Origin of the sequence: Acanthopleuribacter pedis (assembly GCF_017377855.1) — a bacterium.
GTDB classification, from domain to species: Bacteria; Acidobacteriota; Holophagae; order Acanthopleuribacterales; family Acanthopleuribacteraceae; genus Acanthopleuribacter; species Acanthopleuribacter pedis.
This window is the reverse complement of sequence record NZ_JAFREP010000043.1, coordinates 29691-55886: the sequence shown is the minus strand read 5'-3', so window position 1 is coordinate 55886 and position 26196 is coordinate 29691. Positions and strand designations below refer to the sequence as shown.

22 protein-coding genes, 1 tRNA gene and 1 pseudogene are annotated in these 26196 nt (G+C 57.9%); 9 read left to right on the top strand and 15 right to left on the bottom strand.

Annotated elements, in window-relative coordinates:
- The first annotated feature begins 133 nt into the window (after window positions 1-133).
- The 4 genes from J3U88_RS30405 (at window position 134) to J3U88_RS30390 (ending at window position 3423) form a co-directional block, all read left to right on the top strand.
- Window positions 134-322, top strand: coding sequence for a hypothetical protein (locus tag J3U88_RS30405; protein ID WP_207862787.1), 189 nt, complete (start codon window positions 134-136; stop codon window positions 320-322).
- Window positions 303-785, top strand: coding sequence for a hypothetical protein (locus J3U88_RS30400; RefSeq protein WP_207862786.1), 483 nt, complete (start codon window positions 303-305; stop codon window positions 783-785). Before J3U88_RS30405 ends, J3U88_RS30400 begins: the two co-directional genes overlap by 20 nt.
- Before the next feature lie 171 nt (window positions 786-956).
- Window positions 957-2591, top strand: a complete 1635-nt coding sequence (gene maoP / locus J3U88_RS30395) for a DUF413 domain-containing protein (RefSeq protein WP_207862785.1) — start codon at window positions 957-959, stop codon at window positions 2589-2591.
- Between the two features lie 70 nt (window positions 2592-2661).
- Window positions 2662-3423 (top strand): hypothetical protein, encoded by a 762-nt coding sequence (locus tag J3U88_RS30390; RefSeq protein WP_207862784.1) that lies wholly within the window; start codon window positions 2662-2664, stop codon window positions 3421-3423.
- On the opposite strand, the gene J3U88_RS30385 is transcribed toward J3U88_RS30390, so the two are convergent.
- From J3U88_RS30385 to J3U88_RS30375, 3 genes are all read right to left on the bottom strand, one after another.
- Window positions 3331-4227 carry a sterol desaturase family protein gene (locus tag J3U88_RS30385; protein ID WP_207862783.1) on the bottom strand — a complete coding sequence of 299 codons (897 nt, stop codon included), beginning with the start codon at window positions 4225-4227 and terminating at the stop codon, window positions 3331-3333. The genes J3U88_RS30390 and J3U88_RS30385 overlap by 93 nt on opposite strands.
- A gap of 9 nt (window positions 4228-4236) precedes the next feature.
- Window positions 4237-4374, bottom strand: coding sequence for a hypothetical protein (locus tag J3U88_RS30380; protein ID WP_207862782.1), 138 nt, complete (start codon window positions 4372-4374; stop codon window positions 4237-4239).
- Window positions 4375-4521: 147 nt separating this feature from the next.
- Window positions 4522-5661 carry a helix-turn-helix domain-containing protein gene (locus tag J3U88_RS30375; protein WP_207862781.1) on the bottom strand — a complete coding sequence of 380 codons (1140 nt, stop codon included), beginning with the start codon at window positions 5659-5661 and terminating at the stop codon, window positions 4522-4524.
- A gap of 365 nt (window positions 5662-6026) precedes the next feature.
- Between J3U88_RS30375 and J3U88_RS30370 the strand changes: the two genes are divergently transcribed.
- Both J3U88_RS30370 and J3U88_RS30365 read left to right on the top strand, forming a co-directional pair.
- Window positions 6027-6203 (top strand): hypothetical protein, encoded by a 177-nt coding sequence (locus J3U88_RS30370; protein WP_207862780.1) that lies wholly within the window; start codon window positions 6027-6029, stop codon window positions 6201-6203.
- 223 nt (window positions 6204-6426) lie between these two features.
- Complete coding sequence (locus J3U88_RS30365) at window positions 6427-7407, top strand: hypothetical protein (RefSeq protein WP_207862779.1); 981 nt, start codon at window positions 6427-6429, stop codon at window positions 7405-7407.
- Between the two features lie 80 nt (window positions 7408-7487).
- Here J3U88_RS30365 and J3U88_RS30360 read toward each other — a convergent pair whose 3' ends face one another.
- A complete protein-coding gene (locus tag J3U88_RS30360) occupies window positions 7488-9029 on the bottom strand; it encodes a sigma-54-dependent Fis family transcriptional regulator (RefSeq protein ID WP_207862778.1) in 1542 nt (513 codons plus the stop codon).
- 197 nt (window positions 9030-9226) lie between these two features.
- Here J3U88_RS30360 and J3U88_RS30355 point away from each other — a divergent pair, with 197 nt between their 5' ends.
- Together J3U88_RS30355 and J3U88_RS30350 are read left to right on the top strand one after the other, a co-directional pair.
- Complete coding sequence (locus J3U88_RS30355; protein WP_207862777.1) at window positions 9227-9511, top strand: hypothetical protein; 285 nt, start codon at window positions 9227-9229, stop codon at window positions 9509-9511.
- Window positions 9508-10398: an SDR family oxidoreductase gene (locus J3U88_RS30350; RefSeq protein ID WP_207862776.1), complete on the top strand. Its 891-nt coding sequence runs from the start codon at window positions 9508-9510 to the stop codon at window positions 10396-10398. The genes J3U88_RS30355 and J3U88_RS30350 overlap by 4 nt, the downstream gene beginning before the upstream one ends.
- Before the next feature lie 60 nt (window positions 10399-10458).
- On the opposite strand, the gene J3U88_RS30345 is transcribed toward J3U88_RS30350, so the two are convergent.
- The 4 genes and pseudogenes from J3U88_RS30345 to J3U88_RS30330 all read right to left on the bottom strand — a co-directional run bounded on the left by J3U88_RS30345 (window position 10459) and on the right by J3U88_RS30330 (window position 13420).
- A complete protein-coding gene (locus J3U88_RS30345) occupies window positions 10459-10635 on the bottom strand; it encodes a hypothetical protein (protein ID WP_207862775.1) in 177 nt (58 codons plus the stop codon).
- A pseudogene (locus J3U88_RS35500) lies at window positions 10632-11204 on the bottom strand (ATPase). Before J3U88_RS35500 ends, J3U88_RS30345 begins: the two are co-directional and overlap by 4 nt.
- A gap of 812 nt (window positions 11205-12016) precedes the next feature.
- Complete coding sequence (locus J3U88_RS30335) at window positions 12017-13324, bottom strand: hypothetical protein (protein ID WP_207862773.1); 1308 nt, start codon at window positions 13322-13324, stop codon at window positions 12017-12019.
- 24 nt (window positions 13325-13348) lie between these two features.
- A tRNA-Arg gene (locus J3U88_RS30330) sits at window positions 13349-13420 on the bottom strand.
- A gap of 467 nt (window positions 13421-13887) precedes the next feature.
- Between J3U88_RS30330 and J3U88_RS30325 the strand changes: the two genes are divergently transcribed.
- Window positions 13888-14493 carry a DUF4291 domain-containing protein gene (locus J3U88_RS30325; protein ID WP_207862772.1) on the top strand — a complete coding sequence of 202 codons (606 nt, stop codon included), beginning with the start codon at window positions 13888-13890 and terminating at the stop codon, window positions 14491-14493.
- Window positions 14494-14614: 121 nt separating this feature from the next.
- Here the strand turns inward: J3U88_RS30325 and J3U88_RS30320 are convergent, their stop codons facing one another.
- From J3U88_RS30320 to J3U88_RS30290, 7 genes are all read right to left on the bottom strand, one after another.
- Window positions 14615-16519 (bottom strand): S8 family peptidase, encoded by a 1905-nt coding sequence (locus J3U88_RS30320; protein WP_207862771.1) that lies wholly within the window; start codon window positions 16517-16519, stop codon window positions 14615-14617.
- A 984-nt stretch (window positions 16520-17503) separates the two neighbouring features.
- A complete protein-coding gene (locus J3U88_RS30315) occupies window positions 17504-18274 on the bottom strand; it encodes a glucose 1-dehydrogenase (RefSeq protein WP_207862770.1) in 771 nt (256 codons plus the stop codon).
- A 429-nt stretch (window positions 18275-18703) separates the two neighbouring features.
- Window positions 18704-19903 carry a glycosyltransferase gene (locus J3U88_RS30310; protein ID WP_207862769.1) on the bottom strand — a complete coding sequence of 400 codons (1200 nt, stop codon included), beginning with the start codon at window positions 19901-19903 and terminating at the stop codon, window positions 18704-18706.
- Window position 19904: 1 nt separating this feature from the next.
- Window positions 19905-20696 (bottom strand): alpha/beta fold hydrolase, encoded by a 792-nt coding sequence (locus J3U88_RS30305; protein ID WP_207862768.1) that lies wholly within the window; start codon window positions 20694-20696, stop codon window positions 19905-19907.
- A 29-nt stretch (window positions 20697-20725) separates the two neighbouring features.
- A complete protein-coding gene (locus J3U88_RS30300) occupies window positions 20726-21535 on the bottom strand; it encodes an alpha/beta fold hydrolase (RefSeq protein ID WP_207862767.1) in 810 nt (269 codons plus the stop codon).
- Window positions 21526-21804 carry an acyl carrier protein gene (locus J3U88_RS30295; protein ID WP_207862766.1) on the bottom strand — a complete coding sequence of 93 codons (279 nt, stop codon included), beginning with the start codon at window positions 21802-21804 and terminating at the stop codon, window positions 21526-21528. Before J3U88_RS30295 ends, J3U88_RS30300 begins: the two co-directional genes overlap by 10 nt.
- Before the next feature lie 11 nt (window positions 21805-21815).
- On the bottom strand, window positions 21816-26150 hold the full coding sequence (locus J3U88_RS30290; RefSeq protein ID WP_207862765.1) for a beta-ketoacyl synthase N-terminal-like domain-containing protein: 4335 nt from the start codon (window positions 26148-26150) through the stop codon (window positions 21816-21818).
- Window positions 26151-26196 lie beyond the last annotated feature (46 nt).

Here is a 26196-nt window from a genome sequence, read left to right as displayed (position 1 = left end):
TCCCTCTGCGTCAACGCCAATTGCGACATCCTGGTGCGGCAGCTTGAGGCGCAAATCAGCAAATAAACCGTTGTTTTGGTTGCGTTTTTGAGTTCCAGAAGGCAGATTGGAAGCATCTGATAGGAGGTTGGCGATGAGCGATGCCTTGTTTTTTCCCATGGTAGCGCCCGGTGAACGTCTCCCACCGGTTTATAACGAGGACGGCGTCGATCTCAGCTTAATTCGCTGGATGCTGTCGTTGACCATGGAAGAGCGCCTTTTGGTTCTTCAAGACCACATCAACACCATCAACATGATTCGAGATGAAATCACCATTAGCTAATTTCCTGGAAATATTGAAGGTCTTAACCAAACATGAGGTCGACTTTATTGTGGTAGGCGGCGTGTGCGGCGTCTTTCACGGTGCCCCGATTACTACTTTTGATCTCGATATCCTCCGCGCCACGGATGAAGCGAACGCGCCCAAATTGCTTGGCGCACTGGATGAACTTGAAGGAAGAAGCCGACTGCACCAGAAGGTCGTCAAGCCGAACCACGGCCACCTCAAAGCGCGCGGCCATTTGCTGCTGAATACCCGCTTCGGCCACCTCGATATTCTCGCCACCATTGGCAAAGGTCATGATTACGACGACCTTATTCAACAGGCAAAAACGGGAAGCCTGCAAAGTATTTCCTTCCGCCTGTTAGACTTAGAGACATTAATTAAAACCAAAGAAGAAGTGGGACGCCCTAAGGACCTTGCGGTTCTTCCCGTCCTCCGCGCTACCCTGCGCGAAAAGGGCTAGCCGCAACAATGCGATGCTTTTGGCCGTATAAACACCCCTGCCCATGCCTCAAAGGACCTTCCGGCCCAGCGTAGGACCGTGGTGGAAGCAGGGTCGGGCTCCACATGTGCTACCGTTATCGGACAACCATACTCTTTTCCCAAATCCAACACAGGCGACAGGGGTCGTACCATGACAGGGACCGCGGCAAAAGCATTCCAGGCCTATCTCGTTTCGAGGCGCGGCCTCTCGTTCCGCGGTGGCCGGCTGCTGATTCACGCGTTGTTGTTGGTCGCCATGCTGACCGGCCATGGCTGTACCTACGTCAAATTCGCGACGCGTCAGGGCGGTTACCATCTCAAACAATCGGTGAACCCCAGCCAACACAACCTCAAGCACATGATTACCCGCCAGACGTTTTTTGTGTTTGGCCGCTTGTTGGCGGCGCCGTCCGTGGATCCCGAGTTACCGCTCGCGGTGGCCGCGTTCTCCAACCGCTTCGGTCGTTGGGAAGTGGTCGATCTCAACCGCGTTTCGCGGCTTGATTCCTATTACGGCTTGAACCTGCCGCCCGGCGATTACACCCTCGTCGTTTTGGCCGATCAAAACGGCGATTTTCAACTGACCCCCAACGAAATTTTGGGAAGCAGGCACCTGGCACTGGATCCCGCCGCCAATCCCAAGATGGTGTTGGGGGAGGTGGATATCCAGCTCGCACCGGGCGCGACCGGTTTCCAAACTGCCTTTAACCTAAAGCTTGAGCCGCCGGCGCCCACCCGCGATTCTCTGTTCTTTCCCAAGGGTTCGATCCGTTCCTTGGACGATCCCATCTTCTCGCGTCACATGGCCACGCTCGGGATGTATGCGCCCTCCCGGTTCCTAGAAAAAGCGCCGATGATGTTTTACGCCTTGGAAGAGCATCGCGGCCACAAGGTCCCCGTCGTGTTTGTCCACGGCATCGACGGCTCGGCCGCGCAGTTCAAACCCATCGTGGAACGGCTCGACCGGGACCACTACCAAGCGTGGTTTTTCCACTACCCAAGCGGGGCCGATCTCCACCAAACCGCCGCCTTTTTCCAGCGCATTTTCCTATCCGGCAAGGTGGTGACCACCGGCGACACCCCGCTGGTGATTGTGGCGCACAGCATGGGTGGGATCGTGGTACGCGAGGCGCTGAACCTGCATCGGCGCGCCAAAAAAGGCAACCAGGTGGACCAATTTATCAGTTTGGCCACGCCCTTCGACGGCCACCCCGCCGCGCGGACCGGCACCGAAAACGCGCCGGTGGTGCTACCCTCCTGGCGCGACCTCAACCCCGACAGCCGTTTTATCGCCGAACTGTTCCGCCACGAATTACCCGCGGCCACCAGGCATTACCTGTTCTTTGCCTCCGGCCCCGCGCGGACGGACGGTCGTGAAGCCGTCGACGACGGCGTGGTGCCGATTCGCTCGCAGAAACGCGCCCGTGCCCTCGCCGCGGCCGCGCAAACCTACCTGGTCGCCGCGAGCCATACCGGTATCCTCGAGGATCCTGCCACCCTCGATTTACTCATCGAACTGATCGGCCAAACCAAAAGCCACTTTCCCGAGGCCCATTTGGCCTACCTGGTACGGGGCGGTTACGACCTACCGCCGTCGGTCGCCTTCACACCATTGGAAGGTTACGCGATTACTGTTTACGGCCGTTACCTCGACGCCTTGGTGCGCGGCGACATCGTCCCGTTCCACGAGGATCAGGAACACTTCTTAAAAGCCGTCGCCGGCAAGGTCAAAGCCACCAATCCCTACGAGACGGCCTGGATTAAATATATGAAAACAAAGGAATAACCATGGAGCACAGAAGAAATTTGGCTGGGGTCTGTCTTATGCTCGGCAAATCATACCCGGGAGGGAACCGATGGAATCCTTACTGAGCGGCGCTTTTGAAATTAAGGTGGTGGCGCCCGATCCGCCGCCACCTTCGCCTGGCCTGGACCCTTTCGCCGAACAATCGGAAATTTCTCCACGTGATTTGTATTTCAATCTCCTAAACCAAACCTTGGACGCAATCACCGATGCGATTGAATGCGACCTGCTCGCACCGGGAGAGATGGTGCGCTGCCCCGAGCCTCCGCCGCCCGTGACCCGCGTGGATCGAACCACCCTGGTACGACGGTTTCACGCCGATCACCTTCCACCCGGCTGCTTCCGCATGGTGGAAGGCATGTTAACCGGCTTCGGTTATTTGTTCGTCCCGTTATTCGATTACGAAATCAAGGGCAGCGGAATTACGGAGGCAACCTTCCGCGCCCCTTATCCACCTTTGCTGGGACCGCTCCCGTTTCCGGTCACGCGCAAACCGAGCCGCACCACCATGCCCTACATTGACGACCTGTACATCATCGTCGATTTCGAAACAGCCGTGGCGGCCCAGGAACGTGCCGCCTTCATTGCCGGCTTCAAAACCTGGGAACAGCTCTTGGTGGGTGGTTTCCGCATGACCGGGGATCCGCAAAGTTGGTCGAATATTGCCGCAAGCGAGGTCGCTTTTGTTTCCCCCGACCGGCTGCAGTGGAACACCGAAACCCTACTCGCACACCCCGCATGTTTTCATCTCTTGCTCAACATGCTCAGCCGCCGACACCAAAGTCATCCCATCCGCGAGGTTTCGATTGGCTGAGGCCGAAACTCGGCCGTGGGAACTTCCGGGGCGCCCGGTATGTTTTTCGCGAAAAAAGGCGCCGCGCAACCATTGCCGCATCGGCGCAAACACGATCACGAACGGATTGGAGCGCACCGGGCCGGTGGTCACGCCGTAACGGACTTGCTCCTGTTCCGGTTCCCAGGTGCCGAAGAGGCGATCAAAGATGATCAGCACGCCGCCGTAATTTTTGTCGATGTAGGCCGGGTTGGTGCCGTGGTGAACGCGGTGTGCCGCCGGTGTGTTGATCAAGGCGCCTTCCAATTTGCCCAATTTACCAATCGCCTCGGTGTGCAAAAAGAATTGGAACAAGAGGTTCAGGGCCAGGGCTGTGACGATCATGTTGGGCGATAAGCCGAGCAAGACCAGCGGCATAAAAAAGGGAATCGATACAAAACCGCCCATCCAATTCAGGCGAACCGCCGTGGTGAGGTTCATGTGGGTGGAACTGTGGTGCGCGTGGTGGATCGCCCAAAGGAAGGGAATCTCGTGGCTAAAGCGGTGATACCAATAATATGCGAACTCCACCGCCATAAAGGTCAGCAGGATGGTGCCCGCGTTGAGCGGTAATTGGAACCACTGTAGCGGTTCCACCAAGCTGAGGACAAGGAGCTTCCAGGCGAGGGTGATGGGTTTCAGCAATTGGCCGCCGAGCAAGACGCCGAGGTTGGCGAGCACTTCTTTGGCGCTGTAAACCGCGCGATGGGTCCATTGCGACCACAGCCATTCGCAGGAGATGCCGAACGCAATCATTCCGAGTAGGATCAGGGTGGGTACTGTCACGGTCGCCTCCTATGCCTTGCCCATGAATTGTTTGCGCATGGCTTTGCGACGCGCTTCGAGGAAGGAATGGGCCGGGTTGGGGGTGGCGGCGGGAGTGGGTTCGGATGAGGGTGCGGTGGTCAGAAAAACGATCAGCAAGGTGCGCATGTGAAATCTCCAGGTTGGGGCTTGGGATGCCGTCCATGGGACGACTCTTCCAACATGGGGTTTTCCGTTTTCTAGGGTGTCCGGTTGGGGATATTCGGATGTCCGTTTGTGTCCTGTCGGACTGGTATCACTATTTTATTAAAGAGTTTAGCCTATTTTGCCTCGCTGTTTTCGCCAGGCGCCCGGGGTGGTGTTTGTCCGTTTTTTGAAGGCCGTGTAGAAGACCGAGCGGGAGCGGAAACCCACCTCCAGCGCGATGCCGTCGATGCTGAGATGATCCTGAGTCGGGTCTTCCAGAAGGCCTTTGGCCGCGGCGATGCGGTAGTCGTTGACGTAGTCGTAGAAACTAGACGCTTCCGTTTCGTTGAGCACTTGCGAGAGTTCGTTGCGCGAAACCTTAAGGGCTTGGCTCACGCGGGCAAGGGTTAGTTCTTCATCCAAATAAGGTTTTTCGCGTTCGAACCAGTCGCGGCATTTTTGTGCAATTCGCTGTTTTTCGTCCTGTTCAAGCTGCGAGTGTTCGTACTTGGGTGTTTCCGCCGGGGTTGGTTCAGGCAGTTGTAAATCGGCCGCGATACCGTGAAAGAGTTCGGGTCGCACCATGGCCGAGATGTTGAGGATCAGCAGGAAAAGCGCGAAGCAGGTGACGCCGACCAACTCGACCTGATCCGAGGCGAGCAAACGGCCGAGGGCGAGCATTACCAACAAAACCACCAGCAGCGAGGTGAACCATTTGAGCCAATCGATCTGGCGTTGGTCGGAGAAAGAGGCCGTGGCCAGGATGTGTTTTTCTAGCCGGCGCACCCACCAGAAGCAGCCGATCCAATAGATGAACGTAAGCCCGGCCCCGATGCGCAGGCCGGGGATGATTGAGCGGTAGAGCTCGCGTTCCATATAGAAGTTTACCGTTTCGGCGCGGGTCCCGGCATCCATCAGCACCAGCGGGAACAGCAGGCTGAGGTGGGCGGTGGCGGGCAAAAAGTGCAATAGGGAAACAGGGCGAAAGCGCACCACCCCGACCGAGGCGCGCACATAAAAATAGATCAGCGGGCTGACCAACAGGGACAACGAGCTCCACAGGTGCATCCAAAAGTAGGGCGGTTGTTCGGCGGGTTGTACCGCAAACCGGGGTGCGGCGACGGCCAACAACAAACCGATCAGCAACACCGTGGCGGCAAACCAACGATTGGCGCGGGGTTTTTCAGACCGGAGCAGGGCGACGATCCCCAATTGCAGGGCTTGCACCGCACCCAAGAAACACATCAGTTGCGCACCGCTAAAAACCATGGATATCCCCCGCGAATGGCGTCAGACCGGTTTAGTTTACCGCGAGGGTGGTTTCGCGCGTTGATAGGTTTTTCCAGAAGGGTACGAAAACCCTGTTTGTCAATATGCCGCCGGCGACATAACGACAGTGACCTTATGTTGACAGCCCTTTGAAGAAGGGTGTATGGGTAAACATTTGGAAAAAATATAGTTGTTGTTTTGGCGCGTTTTGGCCCGCGGCTTGCCATATAGCTGGTTGAGCAAGGGAACACCGGTTTTCTTGGGAAGGCACGGTGTTGGATCCCGGCGGTTTTTGTCGTTCGTTTGGGTTCTTTTTGCGGGCTAGCCCCCCAACCTGGCTCGAATATTTTATTTTGGAGGAAACCATGAAAGGTTTTGTTTTGATCCTGATGTTCGCTTTGTCTTCATTCTCATTCGCCAACCAAGAGGTTGTCGATCAACAAGCCGCGGCTGCTTCTTGGTGCGGTGAAATCTGCGACGTTATTGCCGACGGCTGGTTCGACCGGGTTTTTTGCGTTATCGAGTGTGAAATGTACCAATAACCCGCGACCGTAAAGCCGCCGGCCCAGGTGCTGTTTCATGAACCCACCTACCGCGTCTTTTCGAAGTGAGGGGAACCACGGCAGCGTGGTTTCTCTATGGTGTCGGCCCTACCCAGCCGACACCTATTCTCAACCGTGGCATGGTGGATTCACCTGACCGACACCTTTTCCCGACAAAGCTTCGCCGCGCCGGAGCCGGTCGGCAACGTTAAAAGGAGCGACCGTGTTCTGTTTGCTGTTGATGTCCCTTTGGATGGGCGAATTTTCTTTTTCCTATGATCAAATGAGTGACGGGTTTCGTGCCAAAGTGTTCCAGGTCGGTGACCACTATGTGGTGGTTGGCAAAAAAGGTCACGAGTTATACCGATTAAACCAAACCGGTCAAACGACCCATGCCTACACGCGCTCCGGCCAAGGCCCCAAGGAACTTTTTTATCCCTGGATCCTGGGTGTGCACGCGGACAAGGTGCTCTGTGTTTCCAACCGCAAGCAGGTCCTCGCTTTTAATGCCGACCTGGTGCCGGACGACCGCGCGGTCCCGGCACTGCCTGCCGACCTCGCCGCCGGTGCGATGGTTTACGGCATTAACGCCGGACCCGACACCATCTGGCTCTTGCACACCGCATTCTCCAACCAAAACCATTTGGTAACCGAAATGGTCTTGACGGACGGTGCTTGGCGGCAAACAGCCGCCTACCTGCAACGACCGCCTGCCGAAACCGGCTTGAGCCACATGGAACAAAAAGCCAGACGGTTGATGGTAACCAGTCACAACGGCCACATCTTCAAAACGCGGGTGACCGGCTCGCAAGCCGACGATACCTACCAGGTTTCGGTTTACAACCGCGCGAGTTTGCCTCGCGGTGAAGAAGTGATGGTGTTGGTAGGCGACATCAGCGAGCCGGCCCCCATCAAAGGCGGTGTGACCCTGATGAGCGAGCAAACCCTCAAAACCCAAACGGGTTACACGGTATTGTTTCGCGCCAAAAACGACGACCTGAACGGCGAACCCTTCGCCCTGTTTGCCGACCATTTCGATCACCAGGGGACCTTTATCCAACGACGCAAGCTCCCCAACGAAGTTTACCCGTGCATCAACGGCCCCGAGATTTTTGAGCTGGTTGAAGACGCGGAAGGCGACCGGTTCCTCAAACGTTCCCAAGATAAATTCCTACAGCCCGAGCGCCGCGGCAGCGGTAGTTGATTGTGCCGCTTGATCTTGCGGCGGTAACCCTTGTGACGGTCCCGCGATCCGACGGCCCTAACACCGTGACCTGGGTCGCGTCAGGGCTTGTTGTAGGTGATGCCCAGTTTTTTTATCTTGCTGCGCAGGGTGCTGGGATGCATCGCCAAAATGGCGGCGGCACCCTGGCTGCCCTCAATACGACCGCCGACCTGTTCCAGCACCGACCGAATATGGTTTTTCATCACCGTTTCTAGACTGCACCGTTGTTTGGCCGTTTGGGGTTGGGCGGGTACCCGCGCATCCGCCTCGGGGAGAATGGGTCCGAGATCGATCTCACCCTGTTCCGCCAGAATCAAACCCCGCTCGATAACATTCGCCAGTTCCCTTACATTTCCGGGCCAAGCATAGGCCAGGAGTAAATCGAAGGCGTTGGGTTTGAAGTGAGGCATCTCAATGATTTTAAGGCGCTTGCGAAGGCGGTCCATAAAATAGGCCACCAGCGCCGGAATATCTTCCCGCCGCTCGCGCAGCGGTGGGACCCTCAGCGGGAACACATTCAAACGGAACCATAAATCCTGACGGAATTGTTGTGTTTGCACCATTTGGTGTAAATCACGGTGGGTTGCCGCGATGATACGGACATCAATCTTGATCGGTGCAACGCCGCCGATGCGTTCGATTTCCTTATTTTGAATGACCCGCAGCAGGCGCACCTGGGCCGCCTGTGAAAGTTCCCCGACCTCATCCAGAAAGAGGGTTCCGCCTTGCGCGCGCTCAAAACGCCCGCGTTTTTTGGTCAAGGCTCCGGTAAATGCGCCCTTTTCATGGCCGAAGAGTTCGCTGTCAATCAGGCTTTCATGGATGGCACCGCAATTCATGGTAATGAACGGTCCGTCGCAACGCGCCGAGGTGCGGTGGATGTAATGGGCCACCAAATCCTTGCCCACGCCGGTTTCGCCCAGGATCAGGACCGGGCTGTCGTGGGCGGCCACTTGATCCGCTTTTCTCATGGTTTTGGAAAGGCCGGCATCCGCGCCGATCAGGTCGTGGTCCGACGCGATCTCCCGCTTGAGGTATTGGTTTTCTTCCGCAAGCAAGTCGCGTAGTTGCAGCAATTCGCGGAATTGCTTGGCGTTGTGAATCAGAATGCCAAACAGGTTCTGGAGCATTTTGAAACGTTCCCGATGGTGCGCCTGGTATGGTGCGAAACCCGGGGCAATAAGCACGACCGCCCCAATGGGTTGACCGTTGTAGATGGGATAGGTGCCGATCAGGGAAACGTCCACACGCGCGCCAAGTGATTGCAACATCCGCCGGCACAGCGGGTCTTGGCTTGCATCATCGAACCAGAAAACGTGGTCGGTTTGATGTTGGTTTCGGAAGCCGAGGATTTCACGGCGTTGCTCAGGCGACATGGGTACGGGTTTGTCCAGGCGTTTGGCGGTATCGCGAGTCGCCGTGGCGACCGTGCGAACGGTACCAAAATCATTTTCGAACAGGTCGAGGTACATGCGTTGCGCGGGCATGAATTGGTGCAAGAGCTGGACACACGACTGCAAAGCTTGGGTGACATAAACGTGGCTACAAATGGCGTTGGTGGCCTTTTCTAAGAAAGCAAGCCGTTCCTGGTCGGAGATCATGGATTCAATCAGGCTCCCGTTAAACCGCGATATTTCGCAGTATAACAACCGCCCGCGATATTTCGAAGGCGTCGGCCGCGAAATATCACAGTTTTGTGCATGTGGAAAGTTTAAGTCATTTAAAAATAGCTGCTTGAAAGTGGTATCGGGTTTGCTCTCCGATGGATGGGCGGTTGCTTCGGTGGATCGAGCGTTTCGTGATTCAGTTTGCAACCAAGCGACCTGTTCAGGTTGACCCATGCCTCATCGCGTTGCGCAAAACCATCGCCGACCATCCCGAGATGCATCCGCGTTTGCTGAGGCTTGATCCGCGGATTTCCGGTGAATCAGTTGCGGCGTTGACCCACGTGACGCCGCCGTTGGATCGGGGAGGGAATGTGATCGGCTTCCAAACCCGCGAGGCGTTGAACGAACTCGGGTTCGTTGACCTGGGCAGATGGGAGACCGTACCCAGTATTGACCAAAAAGGAGAGCCTGTATGAAAAAAGTGTTAGTGGCCGGTGCGTCCGGGTATTTGGGTCGCCACCTGGTAGCCGCGTTGAAGGCGGCGGGTTTTTGGGTGCGCGTGTTGGTGCGTCAGCAGAGCATCCACAAGGTTAAAGACCTGCCCTTTGACGATATCCGTCTCGGAGAAGCGCGCCGGCCGGACGAAATCAGAGGTGTTGCGGCCGGAATGGACTATGTGGTTTCGGCCGTGGGCATCACCCGGCAGCGGGACGGCCTGGATTACATGGACGTGGATTACCAGGCAAACATGAACCTGCTTGCTGAAGCACAGGCCGCTTCCGTGGCCCGCTTCACCTACATCCACGCCTTGGGCGCGGAAGAAATGCCGGAGGTCGCTTTGTTACGCGCCAAGCAAGCCTTTGCGGATCATTTGCAAAAACAAGGATTTATGGGGCAGGTCGTCTTGCCGACCGGTTATTTTTCCGACATGAAGGATTTCCTAAACATGGCGCGTTCGGGACGGATCTACCTGTTTGGCGACGGGTCCGCGCGCATGAATCCCATCCACGGGTGTGATCTTGCGAGGGCCGTGGCCATGAACCTCGAACAGGGCCCCGCGAGGCTGGCGATTGGCGGCCCAGAGGTCTTTAGTTACCGGGAAATCGCGGAGCTCGTGTTTGCCTGTCTCGGAAAAAAACCACGGATTACCACCATTCCCAACGGGTTGATGCGTTGGGGTATTCTGCCGTTCAAGCGGTTGATGCCCAAACATGCAGCCGGCCCGCTGGCGTTTTTTTACGCGGTGATGAACCGTAATCTGGTGGGTGAGCCCTATGGAAACCATCGCCTCCGTGACTTCTTTGAGGAAGAAACCAAACAAAACCAGGCAAAGAATAAGCGACCCGTCGTTCAAGCCGAGTAAAAGCATCGCTCTTAAGGAGGCATTAAAAACTTTCCCCCAGCCCAGGAGTGCTTCAGAAGGTTATTCGTCTCTGAAAGGAGCATCATCCCCTACAAACAGCGGCTTTTCGCCATCCCAGAAAACCGCATAATGTCCCAGTTTGCGTTTTCTATCTAATTCTTTGATCACCGCTTTCTGGAGTGCGTCCAAAATCACCTTGGCTTTTTTCGAGGGTTCAGTCCTATAAGTGACGGTCATCTACTCGCCTCTTTTGTAAGTGCTTGGAATAAGGACTCATGGTCGATTTCCCGATGTTCTCCCCGTTGTTCGAAGATCAAAGCCGGGCTAGCACCATTGTTCATGAAACAGATGCAATGGTCAACCGCGTAACTGAACTCATCCAAAAGGTTACGTAAGCTCCGGGGAAAACGACGAACTAAATCTTTTTCGGAAATATGATGGCCACCATGCGCAACTCTTTCGGAAACTCTGGTTCGGGACATCTCAATATTTGGCAGAGCGAGATAGATGAGCTCGACGGACTATTTCATCGATCTAAGCCGTTTGATCAATTTGAGATATCCACGGCCGGCGAGGGTGGTTTCAAAGGCGAAATCGACCCCTGATTCTATCCGTGCCTCGATCTCTTGAAGTAAAAGCCGACTGGCAGCCACCAATTCCCGCTCAGGTGCAAGTGGAGAAAGGCCGGCGGCAATCAGATCGGCATTGATGAAATAGGTGCATCGCGCCACACTTGGCAGATAATCCATAGCAAAAGTAGTTTTGCCCGCGCCGTTGGGGCCGGCAATGATCCAGCAGGTAGGCATGTTCGCCTCTTTTTCTTGAATGGGGAGCCCGTCTCTCTAGAAAACATAACATGCGTTGTCGCTACTCAGGCAGATGATTGATGCCAACCTCAATGGTATCGCGCCGAAAAGCGTTACCCACATAAGCGTTACCCACATCAGCCGTAAAAAATATCGCCGAATGTCAGTTGAGTAGTAGTCGAGTCGGCGCCATTAAAATTCGTTAGGTAAGAGGTTTGAGATCAACGAGGTAAGCCAATGACAACACCGAATACGAAAAAAGCACGAGGGCGCTCTAACCTAAAGTGAGCGATTCTTGGCGGTGCACTTGCACAAGTTTCGGCGCGCCCTGCGCCGAGAGTGGGGCTGCAAGGGGCAGTAAAAATGCTCGACTGCCTTTTTGGTACGCGTCGTGCGCGACCCCGGTGCGCTTTTCCAACACCTTTCGCTCCAACCCTCGGCGCGTCCTGCGCCAATATTTGCACAATTGCATCCATCCGAATCGCAACTTTAGGTCTAAATGGCTGTTTTAAATAGAGAAATGATTGGGGCGAGAGGGTTCGAACCTCCGACTTCCTGCTCCCGAAGCAGGTGGTTTTGCCGCCGCGTTTACTTGAGCTACCAGGAACATGGAAAAAGGGCCCCCCATCCGATTGGGGCCGGATGAGGGATCGCCGATGGGGTCTCGGGGCGGGATTCGAACCCGTGTCCTTCTGGTTAACGAGCCAGACGCTCTGCCGCTGAGCTATCCCGAGTTGGTTGTACCGCGAAAGGGTTTTTCGCCTGGCGTGCGCCTGTTTTTTTCGGGCGCGAACCATGCCGAGCGCCGAGGGTTACCGTTTGAATTTCAGCTTCTTGCCGGAAAACATGCCGAGCTGTTTGAGGATTTTGGCGAGGGCCGGGTGGCCGACCGCGACGCCGTGAACCAGCTCCGGGGTGAAGGTGAAGGGGACCGGCGGGTGTTTTGCCGGTGGGGCGATCCAGCCTTTGACGATGGGGTCGACGCCGTGGCGACGGCACACCTTTTCCACCATGATGCGTGTGCATTCCGCCTCACCCGCGAAGACTTGCCACGGGAACGGCAGCTCCGCCCAAACCGGGGTGTCGTCCTCGAGAGCGTCGCCGTAGATCTGGTGACCCCAGGCGACGTCGGCGGCCATCAGGCGCAAAACCTTGCCCAAGCACAAGGTGTCCAAAATGTCCTCCGTGCCCATGGCGTCGTTGAGCGCGATCCAGTTGCGTCGTGCGCGGTTCCAGGCTCCCGCCAACAGGTTCCAGGTGGTCGAATCGTCGCCGCGTTTGACCACCATGGTGTCCCGATGGAAGGTCGACGCTTCCCAAACCTGCTTCAGTTGAACGGCACAGCGTTCCAGAATGCCGTACCAACGGCCCAACAGGATGCCTGTTTGGTGGGCCGTGAGATTGGCCAGGACCGCGAGGTCGGGGTAGACGTGGGCGATGGCGAACCAGTTAGTGGTGGTTTGGTTGCGGCAGGTTTCCATCAAACTTTCGGCGATGGTGTCGTAGGGCCGAACCTGCGTACCGAAGGTGAAGGTGGAACGCATGTTACAGCGCGCGGTGTAATAGGCAATGAACGCGGCGGTTGCCGGATCCTCCGAGAAAACGCGATGGGACGGGTCGGTGGCCAAACCTGAAAACCCTTTGGTGATCAGGTCGGCGAGCTCTTGGTTCTTCAACAAACGTTCGAGCTTGGCTTCCATGCGGCGCAAAAACCGGAACCGTTTGTTGTACTGTTTCTTGGAGATGTCCATCCCCAGTGCTTCACGGTGTTCCTTGTTGAGCCGGTCGTAGAGGAAGCTGTTGCCGGTTCGGGTTTTTCCAATCATGGCACCGGCCCGTTCCAAGCCGGCGCCAATCGCGGGTGGGTGGGCGCGATCTTCGCTGCTGAGCGTTACGCCGGGAAACAAGTCGGCGAGCACGGACGTTTTATTGCTGAAATCGACGGGTGATGCAAATTCGTTCCACATCGAAGAGTAGGGGTAACGGGTGGCGTAATCGGCCGCGCGTTTCAATGCTTTTTGCGATGCGGCACTCAGATGGCCGCGGTGTGTTTTTAACAGCAGCACGGCGACATCCTCGGGGCGAGGGCGGCGACTCAGTGTTTCGAATAATGCGTCCATCGGGATCTCCCAGTAATGTAAGGCTGCCTATGACGGGGTTCGAACCCGCTTCCTCCCGGATAGGAGCCGGGCGCTCTGCCAATGAGCTACATAAGCGTCTTGCTGTGACGGTCGAACCGAAAACCGGCTGTTGCGTCGGGAAATGGCTATTGCGTCAATCGTGCCAAGATAGAATTTTCGTTTAAACTGTTTGATTTATCTTGTTTATGGGTTTGGTGGTTAGGGCGGGTGAATTACGCCTTTTGGTAATTTTATAGAATTCGAGAAAGCAGGATAGGAATTGTGTGGGCGGGATTTGCTGCTTTTGTGATTTCCAATAAGGCCGAATTTGGGGGGAAGAACCGGCGTTGTGCCGGCAAATGAATTCGATATGTTTATGGTGAGGTCTTTAACGTCTTGAAAAGAATTATGTTGTTGAATGGGGTAAGGGAAGAGCCTCTTTTGGTTTGGGTTTGTTTGCTTATGTGTTGACGCCGAAGATGGGGTTAACCGGCATGGTTTGTATTGCCTGTTTTGTTTTTGGCGCGTGGTTTGCGATGGAGGCTGTGATCAAGGAGGATTGCATGGACAACTACCGTCAGATACGCGCCCAATACGATGCCGACACGATTCGTGTTTACCAAGCTTACAACCACACCATCGCCGATGCGGCCTTGGCGGCCGGCACCTTTCAAGAGCCGCCCTTCAAGAAAAGTCGCATGACCTGGATCAAACCTTCGTTTTTGTGGATGATGTACCGCGCGGGTTGGGGTCGTAAGGACCAAAATCAAACCCGAATTTTGGCGATTGATATCACGCGGGTTGGTTTTGATTGGGCCTTGGCGGAAGGTTGTTTGAGTCATTACGTTCCGGCGATCCACGGCGATGAGGATCGTTGGCGGTCGGCGAAAGGGCCGGTGCGCATTCAGTGGGACCCGGAGCGTGGGCTTAAATTGCAGCCGCTTGAATACCGCGCGATTCAAATTGGGTTGCGGGGTCGTGCCGTGGGGTTGTATGTGCATGATTGGATTCGCCGGATCACCGATGTGACGGCGGCGGCGCAAGAAATCGAGGCCTTGGTGCTGCGCGGTGATTTGGACGGCGCGCGTGCATTGTTGCCGGAGGAACGGGACTACCCCGTCGCGGACGATGTGCGTAAGGTGTTGGGAATGGATTTGGGGGACGCGTGACCTTCCGCGGCCTTATTCCCAAACAGAAAAAACCCCTCGACCGAAGCCGAGGGGTTCCTTAACGAAGACCCGTGGAACAACGCGCCTCGAGCGTACCCGAGCCGCGTTCTCCGTGTTGGGGTTACTGTACTTCGGCCGTCAGGCTGACGCCGGAGTATGCGCGGTATGCGCGGATGCTTACGTGCCAGGTACCTGCTTGGGGGTTGGCAACGTTTACGGTTTCGTTGTTGCCGTTCAGGTACGGACGGTAGTCGTAAGCGCTGGTGGTGGGTTGTGCACCGTAGCGAACGTAGACATCGGCATCACCGGTGCCACCGCTCATTTGGATGGCCAGGTTGGAGCCGGAAGCGACTTCGATGGTGAAGTGCTGCCAAGAACGCCATGCACCGGAGAGGTTGGACTCGTTGATGCTGCCGTTGTCGCCGCCGCCGGGCTCCGTGTAAGAAACGCTGAGGGTTACGCCGGAGTAGCTGCTGTAAGCGCGAACGCCGATGTAGTAACGGCCGGCTTGTGGGCTGGAAACGCCGCAGGTTTCGTTGTTGCCGCTGCGGTAGGGGCGGCAGTCGTATTCGCTAACGGTAGGTGCTGCACCGAAGCGGGTGTAGAGGTCGGCGTCACCGGAACCGCCCGCGATGGAAACGTCGAGGTTGGACGCTCCGGCGGGGACGTCGATGTAGTAAAACTTGAAGTCACCGGTGGTACCGGAGAGGTTGGCAACGCTGTCGCCGTTGTTCAGGCCGCCGTCACCGCCGTCACCGCCGTCACCGCCGTCACCACCATCGGTGCCGTCGGTGCCGTCAGAACCATCTGAACCATCGCCGCCGTCGCCACCGTCGCCGCCGTCGGTGCCGACGTACAACAAGAGGTTGGGCGAGCCGTTAGCGCCGGAGATTTTGCCGGAAGATGCGTTGCTGGTCAGGGCGTTGGTTACCTGAGCAGGGGTCGCGGAAGGGTTGTTTTGCAGGATCAACGCGGCGCCACCGGCTACGTGCGGAGAAGCCATGGAGGTACCGGAGATGGTGCGCGTGGCGCTGTTGCTGGTGCTCCAAGCAGCGGTGATGCTGGAACCTGGCGCGATGATGTCGACACAAGAACCCCAGTTAGAGAAGCTGGAGCGGCTGTCGGAAGAAGTAGAAGAAGCAACGGTTACGGCGCTGGATTCGCGAGCCGGAGACACGTTACAGGCGTTTTGGTTTTCATTACCGGCGGCAACAACGAAGGTAACACCGGCGGCAACCGCGTTGGCAACCGCGTTGTCGAGCGTGGTAGAAGCACCACCGCCCAAGCTCATGTTGGCAACAGCAGGTGAGTTGTGGTTTTGGGCGACCCAGTCAACACCGGCGATAACACCGGCGGTGGTGCCGGAGCCGCTGCAGCTCAAGACGCGAATGCCGTACAGGGTGGCGTTGGGGGCGATACCGTAAGCGGAACCACCGGCGGTAGAGGCAACGTGGGTACCGTGACCGTTACAGTCTTGGCCGTCGTTGTCGTTGTCAACGGAATCGAAAGGCGCGGTAGCGCGGCCGCCGAAGTCGTTGTGGCTGGTGCGGATGCCGGTATCAACAATATAAATATGGACGCTGCTGCCGGTGTTGGGCGGCGTGTAGTCGTTGTCCAGGGGCAGATCACGTTGGTCACTGCGGTCCAAACCCCAAGAGTTGGCCGGCGCGCGGCTTTCTTCAGGGATGGCGATGCTCAAAACCTGGTTTTGCTCGATGTAGGCAACATGGGGGTTTGCCATCAAAGACTTAAGCGCCGTGTCGGGCAGCTTGGCGGCGAAACCGCTGACGGTGGCATCGTAGGAACGGAAAATTTCGCCACCGAGACTGTTGACCGCGCGTTCCGTGGAAAAGAAAGCGGTGCGCAGGTCGGTATCTTTTTTCAGCACAATGATGTACTCACCGGGGATCGCATCGGGTGAGTCGGCGTGCAAGATGGTGTTGGTTTGAGCGAAAGCAGACCAGGACAACAGCAGAGAGATCACAAGGGTGGTGATCAGCGATGCAAACAACTTTTTGGTTCGCATGAAATTCCTCCAATTATGTTGACGCAATAATGCGCAAGTAAAAACCCAGCAGGAAAAGAGCGCAACAAGGGCTAGGCAATCGACAAGCGACCTGCCAGAAGAAGGACGAGCGACGATCTAGGACGACCAAGCCAATGTTTCGTGATAGTAAAGTGGAGCAGGAGGCTCAGCAAAAGATGGGACACTTTAATATCAACCAAGGAATGTGTTGATGGATAGTAACTGGTGACCAATTCAACAGCGCTTTGTTGCTGCCGGTCCCCTCGTTATCAGCGTGGGATGTGGCTATCCTAATCCGAGGTAGATCGAAACACAAGCGAATAGTAAAGCTTTTGTAATCAAAAGTGCGAATTTCAGTTATCTCGGGGGTGTTTTTCGGTATATTTTGTGTAAATTATTTAAAATAAAGAGGATATTCGAAGTGTGAAATGTGAAATTTCAGCCTCAATGAAAAAGAAGTGTAAAGGGTTGCGGTGTGATTACATGACTTATGTAGCTGTACTGTTGGTCATGTGTTCAACTGTTGGCTTGAATTTTGTCTCATGTACTGGATTTAAGGTACTAGATACTTGGCAAAAAATATTGCTGGAATGAATCGATCTTCAGGATTTAAAATGAATGGTTTTTACATGTGTTCAAATAAGGTTATGGTGTGGTTTTTTGTATTGTAAAGTGACTTTTTGGGTGTTGTCGTTGAAAAGTTTTGAAGTTGTGTACGAATTGCGGTTTGTCTGACTTCTGGAATGCGTCAAACGGACGGGTTTTCGATATGCCTGCTTCGAGCCGGTTTTGCCGAAATAACGCGTGTTCAAAACCCGTTTTCTCGAAGGCTTGGCGCCCTTCGCATCGGTTCACACAAAAACGGGTCCCTTTTGAACAAGGGATCCCGCTGTTTTTAATAGAGTTGATTCTTATTTTTACGGCTAAACCTGAAAATGAACGCTGGTTCGGTGTTTCGAGGTCGTTTGGCGGCGAAACGGATGATTATGAGGCCGCACGGGCCAAACAACCACCGTCAACCACCATGTCGTGGCCGGTTACAAAGGAGGCTTCGTCCGAGCTAAGCCACAAAACGGCCCGTACGATCTCGCAGGCGCTGCCAATGCGGCCCATGGCGTGCATCTTCTCGATTTTGGTGCGCATCGCGGGAATATCGAGTAACCCGTTGATCATCGGTGTCTCAACAAAGCCCGGACACACCGCGTTAATGCGCACCTGCTTCTTGGCATACTCCACCGCGGCGGCTTTGGTCAGGCCCACCACCGCGTGTTTGCTGGCCACATAAGGTCCCAAACCCAAGGCGGTGCCGGTGACCCCCAAAATTGAGGCGGTATTCACAATGCTGCCGCCGCCCTGGCTGACCATAATGGGGATTTGCCGCCGCATGCACAGCCACACGCCTTTGACGTTGATTTCCATAATACGGTCCCATTCGTCCTCGCGGATGTGGGCCAAGGGCATCGCGCGTTTTCCACTGATGCCCGCGTTGTTAAACGCCATGTCGATGCGCCCCAAGTGGTGCAAGGCCCGCTCAATCATGGCGTCGACTTCCACGGCCTGGGCGATGTCGGTCCGATAAAAATAGGCCTTTCCGCCCAAGTCATTAATTTGTGCGACCACCCGTTCGCCCGCCTCGGCGGCGATATCGGCGATAAATACGGTGGCGCCTTCGCCGGCGAAGGTCAGCGCGGCGGCTTTTCCGATGCCGGCCGCGCCGCCGGTAATCAGAACGGATTTGTCTTCAAAGCGTTTCATTTCATGGCTCCTTACTGGATAAACACCCGCGGCCTGCCACTTTCAAGACGCACGGAGGCAGGCCCGGCCCCGTCGGCTGATGCAAACGGAGGGGAGAGGGGGCGGTGCGGGTTAAACATGGCACCGGATCACCCGGTGTGGGCGTTGGTGCGGGGTCGGGGTTGAGGCCCGCCGGCGGCGCGACAAGGGGTGTACAGGGGTCCGGTGCTTGTGGCGCGAGAAGGGAAACAGGCGGGTGGGGAAGAAGGTTCGGCATCACCCCATCCGTCGAGACGGGCTGTGCCGGCGGCCGGATCGCGTGCCCCCTGCGATCCGACCGCCCGACGACGGGGTGGGATGCCGTGTCCCGTTCAGCGCGCTAAGGGTTGTGAGGAGGAAACGCACCGAATGGGAAGGACTGGCGGAGAGAAAATGTGAATGAAGGAAGGGCTAAGCAGAATGGAGTTGCAGGAAATCGATGGTCTGCCGTTTGCGACGCAGCGGCAGCGCGGTCAAGAAATCAACCGCTTGCGGCGCGCCGCCCGCCGCCTCGAACGAGGCCGCGATGCGTTTGGCGGCAATGCGGAAACTTTTTTCGTGTAACACCCGGTGAACCGACTCCCGCACTTGCTCCGGTTTCAACCGGTTGAAGCGCAGCGTGATGCCGGCCTTGGAGCTTGCTACTTGGCGGCCGATAACGGGTTGGTCGTCACGGATCGGGGTTACGATCAGCGGCAAACCGTAAGCGAGGGATTCACACACGGTGTTGTGGCCGCCATGACAGAAGACGGCATCCAAATAAGGCAACAACGCGACCTGTGGGACGTGTGGCTGGACAATGAAATTGGCGGGCGGATTTTCTACCCATCCCGGCGGCGCGGTCATGATCACTTGTACCGGTTCATCCGCCAAAGCTTCGATGACGGTTTGGTAAAAACGTGGATCGCGGTCGCGGTTAATGGTTCCCAGCGAGACCAACAGCTTGGGCAGGTTTTCGTTCAACTGTTCCCAAGGGAAGGCGGCGCGCATGGTGCGCGCTTGTAGCGAGGGACCCACGTAGGTAAAAGGCGCTTGGTAACTTTCGAACTGGCCGCTAAAGGCCGGTGTGCTAAACACAATGTTGGCGATGTTGGAGAGGTCGGGGCGTTCCACCCGCGGCAAACCCATCTCCTCTTGCAAACGGCCGAGGGTGCGCACAATCCAGCGGTCCGCGACCTCCCACACTTTGAGAATGGCGGCGGTGGTGGTCACGCTGGCGACCCAGGGCCGGCCGAGGCGGCGCGCGGCGATGGCGCCGGACAACATTTGTTGATCGCAAATGATCAGATCGGGTTGGTGTTCCAGAATGGCGCGTTCCACGTCGGCGACGGTGGCCCGCGCCAAGGGCAGTACAAAATCTTCAAACAGGAAACGCACGCTTTCGAGGCCACGCACGATGTTGGCCATCTCCTGGAGCGGTTCCAACAACGCCCGCAAGCGGCTGCTTTCCAGGGGCGCAATGCGCGCACCCGGCCCGGCCAGCGGTTCGATGAGCTTGCGGTACCCCAGCCACATCACCTCGTGGCCGCGTTGTTCCAATTCGGCGGCAACACTGACCAAGGGGTTGATGTGACCGGTGAGCGGGGGCACGATGAGTAGATAGCGGGTCATTTCACACCTCCTGGGTGGTGTGACTGAGCCATTCGGTGAGGGCGGTGCGGACCTTGTCGGTCGCTTCCCACATAATGGAATGGCTGCAATCGGAGAATATGTGGAGTTCGGCGTTGGGGAGTTGCGCGGCCAGGGCTTCGCCGCGGGCGCGGATGTCCGAGGTTTCGCCGTACAGCGCCAACACCGGTTGGGGCAAGCGGGTCAGGGCGCGCGCGTCCAGTTCGGGGGTGGCCTGCAGGTCGGCGACCAGGCTGGTCTCGTAGATGAGTTGCTTGGCATTTTCGGCCAAACGGTTTTTCTTGCGCTCGCTGTGGCGTCCGAGCCAGTTCTCAAAATGGGTGGCGACCGTGGCCCTGGCCTGATCACCTTGTTGCAGCAGGGTGGCGGCCATTTCGTCGCCCCAGCCCTGCACGTTGGCGTGGGCTTCGATCAAACACACACCCGCGGTGCGGTTCGGGTAGGCCAGCGCGTAGGCCAGCGCGAGCAAACCGCCAAAACTGTTGCCGACCAGCGTCACCGGTGAATCGCCGGCGTGGTGCTCCAGCAGCGCGGCCAACTCGGCGACGAAATCGTCGAGCCGGTAGCCGGAAGCGGGTCGCTCGCTGCGACCGTGGCCGCGCATGTCGTAGAGCAGCACCTTATGGTCTTGGGCGACGGGGTTGGCGAAGGTGAAGTACCAGCTCGATAGGTTGTCCATCACCAGGCCGTGCAGAAACACGACGCGGACCGGTCCTTCTTGGCGACCGAGCACCTGGGTGTGGATGCGCAGGCCGTTTAGGGTTTCAAAAGCCATGGTGGGATCCTTTCGGCAGCAAGCCGTGCCTACACGGTTGCGAGGGGGTTGGGGGCGACGGTTGCGCCCAGAAAGTCGTTGATCAGATCGGCGGTTTGTTGCGGCGCCTCGGCGTAGAGGTTGTGGCCGGCCTCGATTTCGAGGTGACGGCATTGGGGCAGAACACGTTCAAGACGACGTCCGGTTTCGAGGCAGGGTGACTTAGTGCCGTACAGGGTCATCACCGGCACATTTAATAAGGATAGGTAGGTATCGCTGATGTCTTTGGCGGCCTTGAAGTCGTCGAGAACCGTGGTGTTGCGCACCAATTTGCCGAGGTTACGCAGCAGGCGAAAGGTTTGGCGTCCGCCGGAGAGAAACCCCTGCTGGGCGCTACGCGGTAGCGCGGCCAACATGTCCTTGGGTGAAAGCTCCATAAAACGTTTCATTTCGCCGATGTTGGAGGGCGGCAGTGGGACCTCGATCAGGACCAGGCGGCGCACGCGGTGGGGATGGTACAGCGCGTAAGTGAGGGCGACCAGGCCGCCCCAGCTATGGCCGACCAAGTCGACCGCGTCGTGCCCGGCGTCACTTGCCTTGATTAGGCCGTCCAGATCCGAGGCCATGGTGTCAAGGTCGTAACCGGAGGCGGCAAGCTGTGATTTGCCGTGGCCGCGCAGGTCGTACATGACCACGGGTCGGTGCTTGGCGAGGTGGGGCGTGATGGTGAAGTACCAACCGACCATGTTGCCCAGCATAAGGCCGTGAATCAGATAAACCGGCGGATGTGCCGCGTCGGCCGGCGCCGGACCGGCCTGTTGCACGTGGAAATCCAGCTCATTGATGCGAACTATTGACATGACTGAATGAACTCCGCGACGTCGCCGACGGTCAGCGCGATAATGTCTTCAAGTTCCTTCTCTGAGAGCCAGCCGACGAAGTTAATGTCGTCGCCGAAATGGTTTTGCAGCTTTTCGGCCAGGGCGACAAACTCGATGCTTTCCAGCTCCAACTCACCGTTAAACGATGTGTGTTGGGTGATGTTGATTTCGTCTACCCAGTCTTCGCCGATCACCTCACGAATCAGGTTCGCGATGGTATCCAGAATTGAATCTTTGGTTTGTAACATGAATGCACCTCTTATAATGTCCAGCAAATGATGTAGGGCGTATCGGTAAGTAGCTCTCTCAGAACGGTTTCCTCGACGTCCGCCTGTTGGTTCGGATCGGGCGAGGCGGCCCAAGCGACCTGGCGGTCGCCGTGGGTGTGGGTGTTCGCGCCGGCGACCGGTGCCACACCGGGGGTGGTGGGCGCGTGATCGGGGAAGGCGGCGCGATGGTCGCTCGCCCGTTGGGCGAGTTCGTCGATTTGGGTTGGCCGCGCGGGTTCGGTGTGGTCCGCGCGGATGCCGAGGGCCACGCCCAAGGCCTGATTGAATACCCCGGCCACGGCAAGCTCACCCCGGGTGTCAAGCACCACGGTGAAAACACGGTCGTCGCGAACGGCGCGAACCGTGCCGGTCGGCGGACCTTCGATGCGGATCTCGGCCGGGAAAATCGCGCTTTGACCGTCGCGCCACAGGTGGCGGCGGACCGCGTCTTTGGCGGCGATACGGCCGTTGAGCCATTGGCGTTTGCCCTTGGGTTTCAACGCGTTGTAGGCATCGCGTTCCACCTTCGTCAGGAAACGGCGGGCCAGGTAATCGCGCGAGGGCGCGCTCCCGTATTTGTCAAAAAACACCACAAAGCCGTGTTCTTCCGGCTGCGCCAGCAGGTGGTTCTCGGTTTGCAAGATGACCGGCCACAAGCGGTGGTCCGTGTCGAAACGGCGGTCGCGCCAGTTGTCGATTTCGCACCAAACCCGACCGTCCTGGCGCAGTTGCAGGTCGGCGGCGGCTTCCTTGGGGTGCATCTCGGTGATGAACACGCGGCAGTCGAGTTCGGCGCCCACGACGGGATCGGGCCCGTAAAACCGCAGCTTCTCGATGTGAATCGGCATCGCCAAGCGGTCCAAACGGTGGCGTTCCATGATCCAAAAACCAAACGCCTGACCGGCGTTGTCGAGCAGGCTGCCCGGCCCTTGGCAGGCTTTGAGGCGGCAGCTCAGGCCTTTATCTGAAACGGCGTCAAAATCGAGAATGCCTTGGTAGGCGGGGCCGTGGAACATCCAGCGTTCGCGGTACATGCCGGCGGCGTCGATGAAGGGTTGTTCCGGTTGCTCGTGGACGAGCGGACGCGCGGCAGGTGCTTGCGGGTAAACCGGTGCGGTGACGGCCTCGGCCGCGGCGTAGCCGTCAATCGCGACGGACCAACGGGTGGCCGACTTTTGTTTCATGGTGAAGGTCAGCTCGATGGGTTCGGCGACCACCAGCCATTTGTAGGCGCGGATTTTTTCCATTGCGACCACGACATGCTTGCCGATTTGCTTGCGTACCGCGTCCATCATCATTTGGATCGACATCGTCATGGGGACAACCGGGTAGCGGTCCTCCACCACCGTCCAGCCCGCCCGCTGCGCGAAGAAGCTGTGGTCGAGGAGCTCCGGGCAAATTTGCACCGAGAGACGGCGGGTGGTCACCGCTTCCTTGAAGGTGACCGCCGCGGGTTGTGGCGTTACCGGTTGCGGCATGGGGACCGGGCCGGTTGCACTCCGCGTTTCCCACTGTTGCAAAATGCTTTCGCCCGCATCCTCGCACTCGCGCAGCATGGCGCGAAAGGTTTGGGCAATGGGGTGTTGCGGTGTCTTTGGTTCGGTTTTGGGTTTGCTTTCCACCTGGAGCGGTTGCAATTTGGCGCGCAGCGCACCGGTGTCCAATTCAACCAGTGGCACACTTAACGGCAACGGAAAGGAACGACTTTTGCGTTTCTTAATGGGTTCCACGTCGGGTTTGACGCGGAACATCCCGTCGTCCAGTGAGACGCCTTCCACCCAAAGGGCCGCCGCCAAGTGGGCCAGTTGGTCCAAACCCGAGCGTTTGGCCAGGTTGGCACTCATCGCCAGGTGGGGTTGTTTGCCCAGGGTGTCCGTCACAAATCCCGGCAGGCTGCCCGTACCCACTTGAACGAAGATGCGGAAGTTGTCCGCGTACATGCTTTCGATCAAGCCGCGGAACCGAACCGGTTCGACCAGATGGCGCGTGGAAAGCGCGCGGATCTCGTTGATTTCCTTGGGGTAAGGTGCGCAAAGGGTAGCCGACCACATCGGAATAGCCGGGTTTTCCATGGGGAAGTTTTGGAAAAAATCCAGGTGCGGGCCCAGGTAATCGGCGAACAGCGGTGAATGGTACCCGCTGCGGAACGGGAGCCGTTGCGCCAGAACCCGTTGTTCCTTCAAGCGTTCTTCCAAAACGGCAATGCCTGCTTCCCGGCCGCAGAAAATGACCTGGCGGCTACAGTTCTCGTGGGAGATCGCAACCTCTTCGAGGTCGGCGATGAGCGGTGTGGCCTTGTCGGCACCGCAACCCGCCGCCAGGAACAGCACGCCGGGAACTTCCAGGGTGCCCGGCTTGAGGGTGTCGATGAAGGCGTCGATTTTATCGCCTGGCAAACAGCCGCTCGCCAGCAACGCGCTCCACTCGCCGATGGAGTGGCCGGCGAGGGCGTCGGGCTGGATCGCCAGGTTGTTCAGGGTTTCGAACAGGAAGCGGTTGGTTTGGATGATGCCGACACCGACCTGTTCGAGGTCGGCGACGACCGAGGCGGGTTTGGCGTGGGAAGGTGGGGTTTGGCCGAAAAATGCGGCGAGATCGTCGATGCGCGGTTCGAAGGCGCTGTCGACGCCGGGGAACAGCAGCGCCAGTTTTCCGCCGCCGGCGGCCAGTCCTTTGGTGGTGAAATAAATGTTGTCGCGCCCGCGCCAAGCACGGCCCCGTTCTACAATCTTGGCCGCGCGTTGGCGCCGGGCCGGGTTTGGCTCGATGATCGCGAGGCGCAGCAGGGTTTTGGGATTGCCGTCACTGGGATTGCCCAGTGCCAAATCGCGTAGCAGCGCCTCGGCTGAATCGGCCGCGTAGTGTTCGATGAAGGGTGCATCGGGTTTGTCGTCGGCCGTCTCGTGAACCCTGGTTTCGGGCGGGTTGGCGGTGGGATCGGCGGCCAAGACCACGTGGGCGTTGATGCCGCCGAAGCCGAAGGCGTTGACCGCGGCAACCCGTTGGCTCGCAAGGTGTTTCGGCCAGGGTTTTGCGCTGCTAAGTGGCTGGAAGCGGGAGTCTTCGAGGAGCGGGTGGGGTTCCTCGCAGTGGAGCGTCGGTGGCAGTTTTCCCGCGTGAACCGCCAGCGCGGTTTTGATCAAACCGGCGATCCCCGCCGCGGGCATGGTGTGGCCGATCATCGATTTGACCGAGCCGATCGCCGCGTGGCGTTCCTTCTCGCTGCCAAAGAATTGGCGGACCGTGGTGAGTTCGGCCTCGTCGCCCGTGGGCGTGCCCGTGCCGTGCGCTTCAAGGAACCCAATCGCTTCCCGGTCCAGGCCCGCCTCGCGCCAAGCCCGTTCCAGCGCCAGGGTTTGACCGCTGACCGCCGGGCTCATCATGCTGGCCGCGCGGCCGTCGCTGGCGATGCCGATGCCGCGGATCACCGCGTAGATACGGTTGCCGTCGCGTTGCGCGTCTTCCAGGCGTTTCAGTGCGACAATGCCGCCGCCTTCGCCGATCACCAAGCCGTCGGCGCGGCGGTCCAGCGGGCGGATCTGTTGGTTGCGCGAGAGCGCGCCCAATTGGCAGAACACGCTCCAGAAAGCGACGTCGTGGCTGAGGTGAATCCCGCCCGCCAGCATCAAATCGCAGCGGTTGGATTGCAGCTCGCGCACCGCTTGATCCACCGCCATCAAGGAGCTGGCGCAGGCCGCATCGACCGTATAAGCCGGGCCGAACAAATTAAACCGGTTGGCCAGCAGCGAGGCGGTGAGGTTGGGGACCAAGCCGATGGCCGTGTCCGGGCCGTAGTGGCCCAGTTTCTTTTGGAACTGGCGGCGCAGGGCGGTCAGGTCGTCGTCGCCCAGTTCGGGGTGGAGCGAGCGCATCGCGCCGACCAACTGTTCCGAGTTGCGTACGTACTGTTCCAGGCGGGTCATGCCCGCGCCGATGTAGTTGCCGCGCCCGATGATCACGCCGGCACGGTTGGGATCGTAATCGCCCTTGTCCAGCGAGGCGTCCTGCAGCGCGCGTGCGCCCAGGGCCAGGCTGACCAGTTGGTCCGGTTCCGCGCCTTGGGCCGCGATCGGCATCAGGCCGAATTCGGTGGGGTCGAAATCGATGAGTTGGTCGACGAAGCCGCCGCGGCGGCAATAAAAGCGGTCGGGTTCCTTGCTGTCGGGATCGTAATAAACCGGGTCCCAGCGGTGGGGCGGTACATCTTCAACCGCGTCTTTGCCGGCGAAGATGTTGTCGCGGTATTGATCGAGATCGGCGGCGCCCGGGAAAACGCAAGCCATGCCGACAATCGCGACCAGCGGTGGGGTTTGTTTGTTCTCCATGGTGGTGTCCTTGGTGGTGTCCTTGGCCGAAGCCGGTTAACGGGTC

Excerpts from the sequence above, each read along its gene's own strand:
- J3U88_RS30380 (WP_207862782.1), bottom strand. The coding sequence starts at position 4,374 with ATGCGCACCTTGCTGATCGTTTTTCTGACCACCGCACCCTCATCCGAA.
- J3U88_RS30310 (WP_207862769.1), bottom strand. The coding sequence starts at position 19,903 with ATGACCCGCTATCTACTCATCGTGCCCCCGCTCACCGGTCACATCAAC.
- J3U88_RS30295 (WP_207862766.1), bottom strand. The coding sequence starts at position 21,804 with ATGTTACAAACCAAAGATTCAATTCTGGATACCATCGCGAACCTGATT.
- J3U88_RS30350 (WP_207862776.1), top strand. The coding sequence starts at position 9,508 with ATGAAAAAAGTGTTAGTGGCCGGTGCGTCCGGGTATTTGGGTCGCCAC.
- maoP (WP_207862785.1), top strand. The coding sequence starts at position 957 with ATGACAGGGACCGCGGCAAAAGCATTCCAGGCCTATCTCGTTTCGAGG.
- J3U88_RS30335 (WP_207862773.1), bottom strand. The coding sequence starts at position 13,324 with ATGGACGCATTATTCGAAACACTGAGTCGCCGCCCTCGCCCCGAGGAT.
- J3U88_RS30305 (WP_207862768.1), bottom strand. The coding sequence starts at position 20,696 with ATGGCTTTTGAAACCCTAAACGGCCTGCGCATCCACACCCAGGTGCTC.
- J3U88_RS30400 (WP_207862786.1), top strand. The coding sequence starts at position 303 with ATGAAATCACCATTAGCTAATTTCCTGGAAATATTGAAGGTCTTAACC.
- J3U88_RS30360 (WP_207862778.1), bottom strand. The coding sequence starts at position 9,029 with ATGATCTCCGACCAGGAACGGCTTGCTTTCTTAGAAAAGGCCACCAAC.
- J3U88_RS30315 (WP_207862770.1), bottom strand. The coding sequence starts at position 18,274 with ATGAAACGCTTTGAAGACAAATCCGTTCTGATTACCGGCGGCGCGGCC.
- J3U88_RS30405 (WP_207862787.1), top strand. The coding sequence starts at position 134 with ATGAGCGATGCCTTGTTTTTTCCCATGGTAGCGCCCGGTGAACGTCTC.
- J3U88_RS30375 (WP_207862781.1), bottom strand. The coding sequence starts at position 5,661 with ATGGTTTTTAGCGGTGCGCAACTGATGTGTTTCTTGGGTGCGGTGCAA.
- J3U88_RS30345 (WP_207862775.1), bottom strand. The coding sequence starts at position 10,635 with ATGACCGTCACTTATAGGACTGAACCCTCGAAAAAAGCCAAGGTGATT.
- J3U88_RS30390 (WP_207862784.1), top strand. The coding sequence starts at position 2,662 with ATGGAATCCTTACTGAGCGGCGCTTTTGAAATTAAGGTGGTGGCGCCC.
- J3U88_RS30370 (WP_207862780.1), top strand. The coding sequence starts at position 6,027 with ATGAAAGGTTTTGTTTTGATCCTGATGTTCGCTTTGTCTTCATTCTCA.
- J3U88_RS30325 (WP_207862772.1), top strand. The coding sequence starts at position 13,888 with ATGGACAACTACCGTCAGATACGCGCCCAATACGATGCCGACACGATT.
- J3U88_RS30300 (WP_207862767.1), bottom strand. The coding sequence starts at position 21,535 with ATGTCAATAGTTCGCATCAATGAGCTGGATTTCCACGTGCAACAGGCC.
- J3U88_RS30290 (WP_207862765.1), bottom strand. The coding sequence starts at position 26,150 with ATGGAGAACAAACAAACCCCACCGCTGGTCGCGATTGTCGGCATGGCT.
- J3U88_RS30320 (WP_207862771.1), bottom strand. The coding sequence starts at position 16,519 with ATGCGAACCAAAAAGTTGTTTGCATCGCTGATCACCACCCTTGTGATC.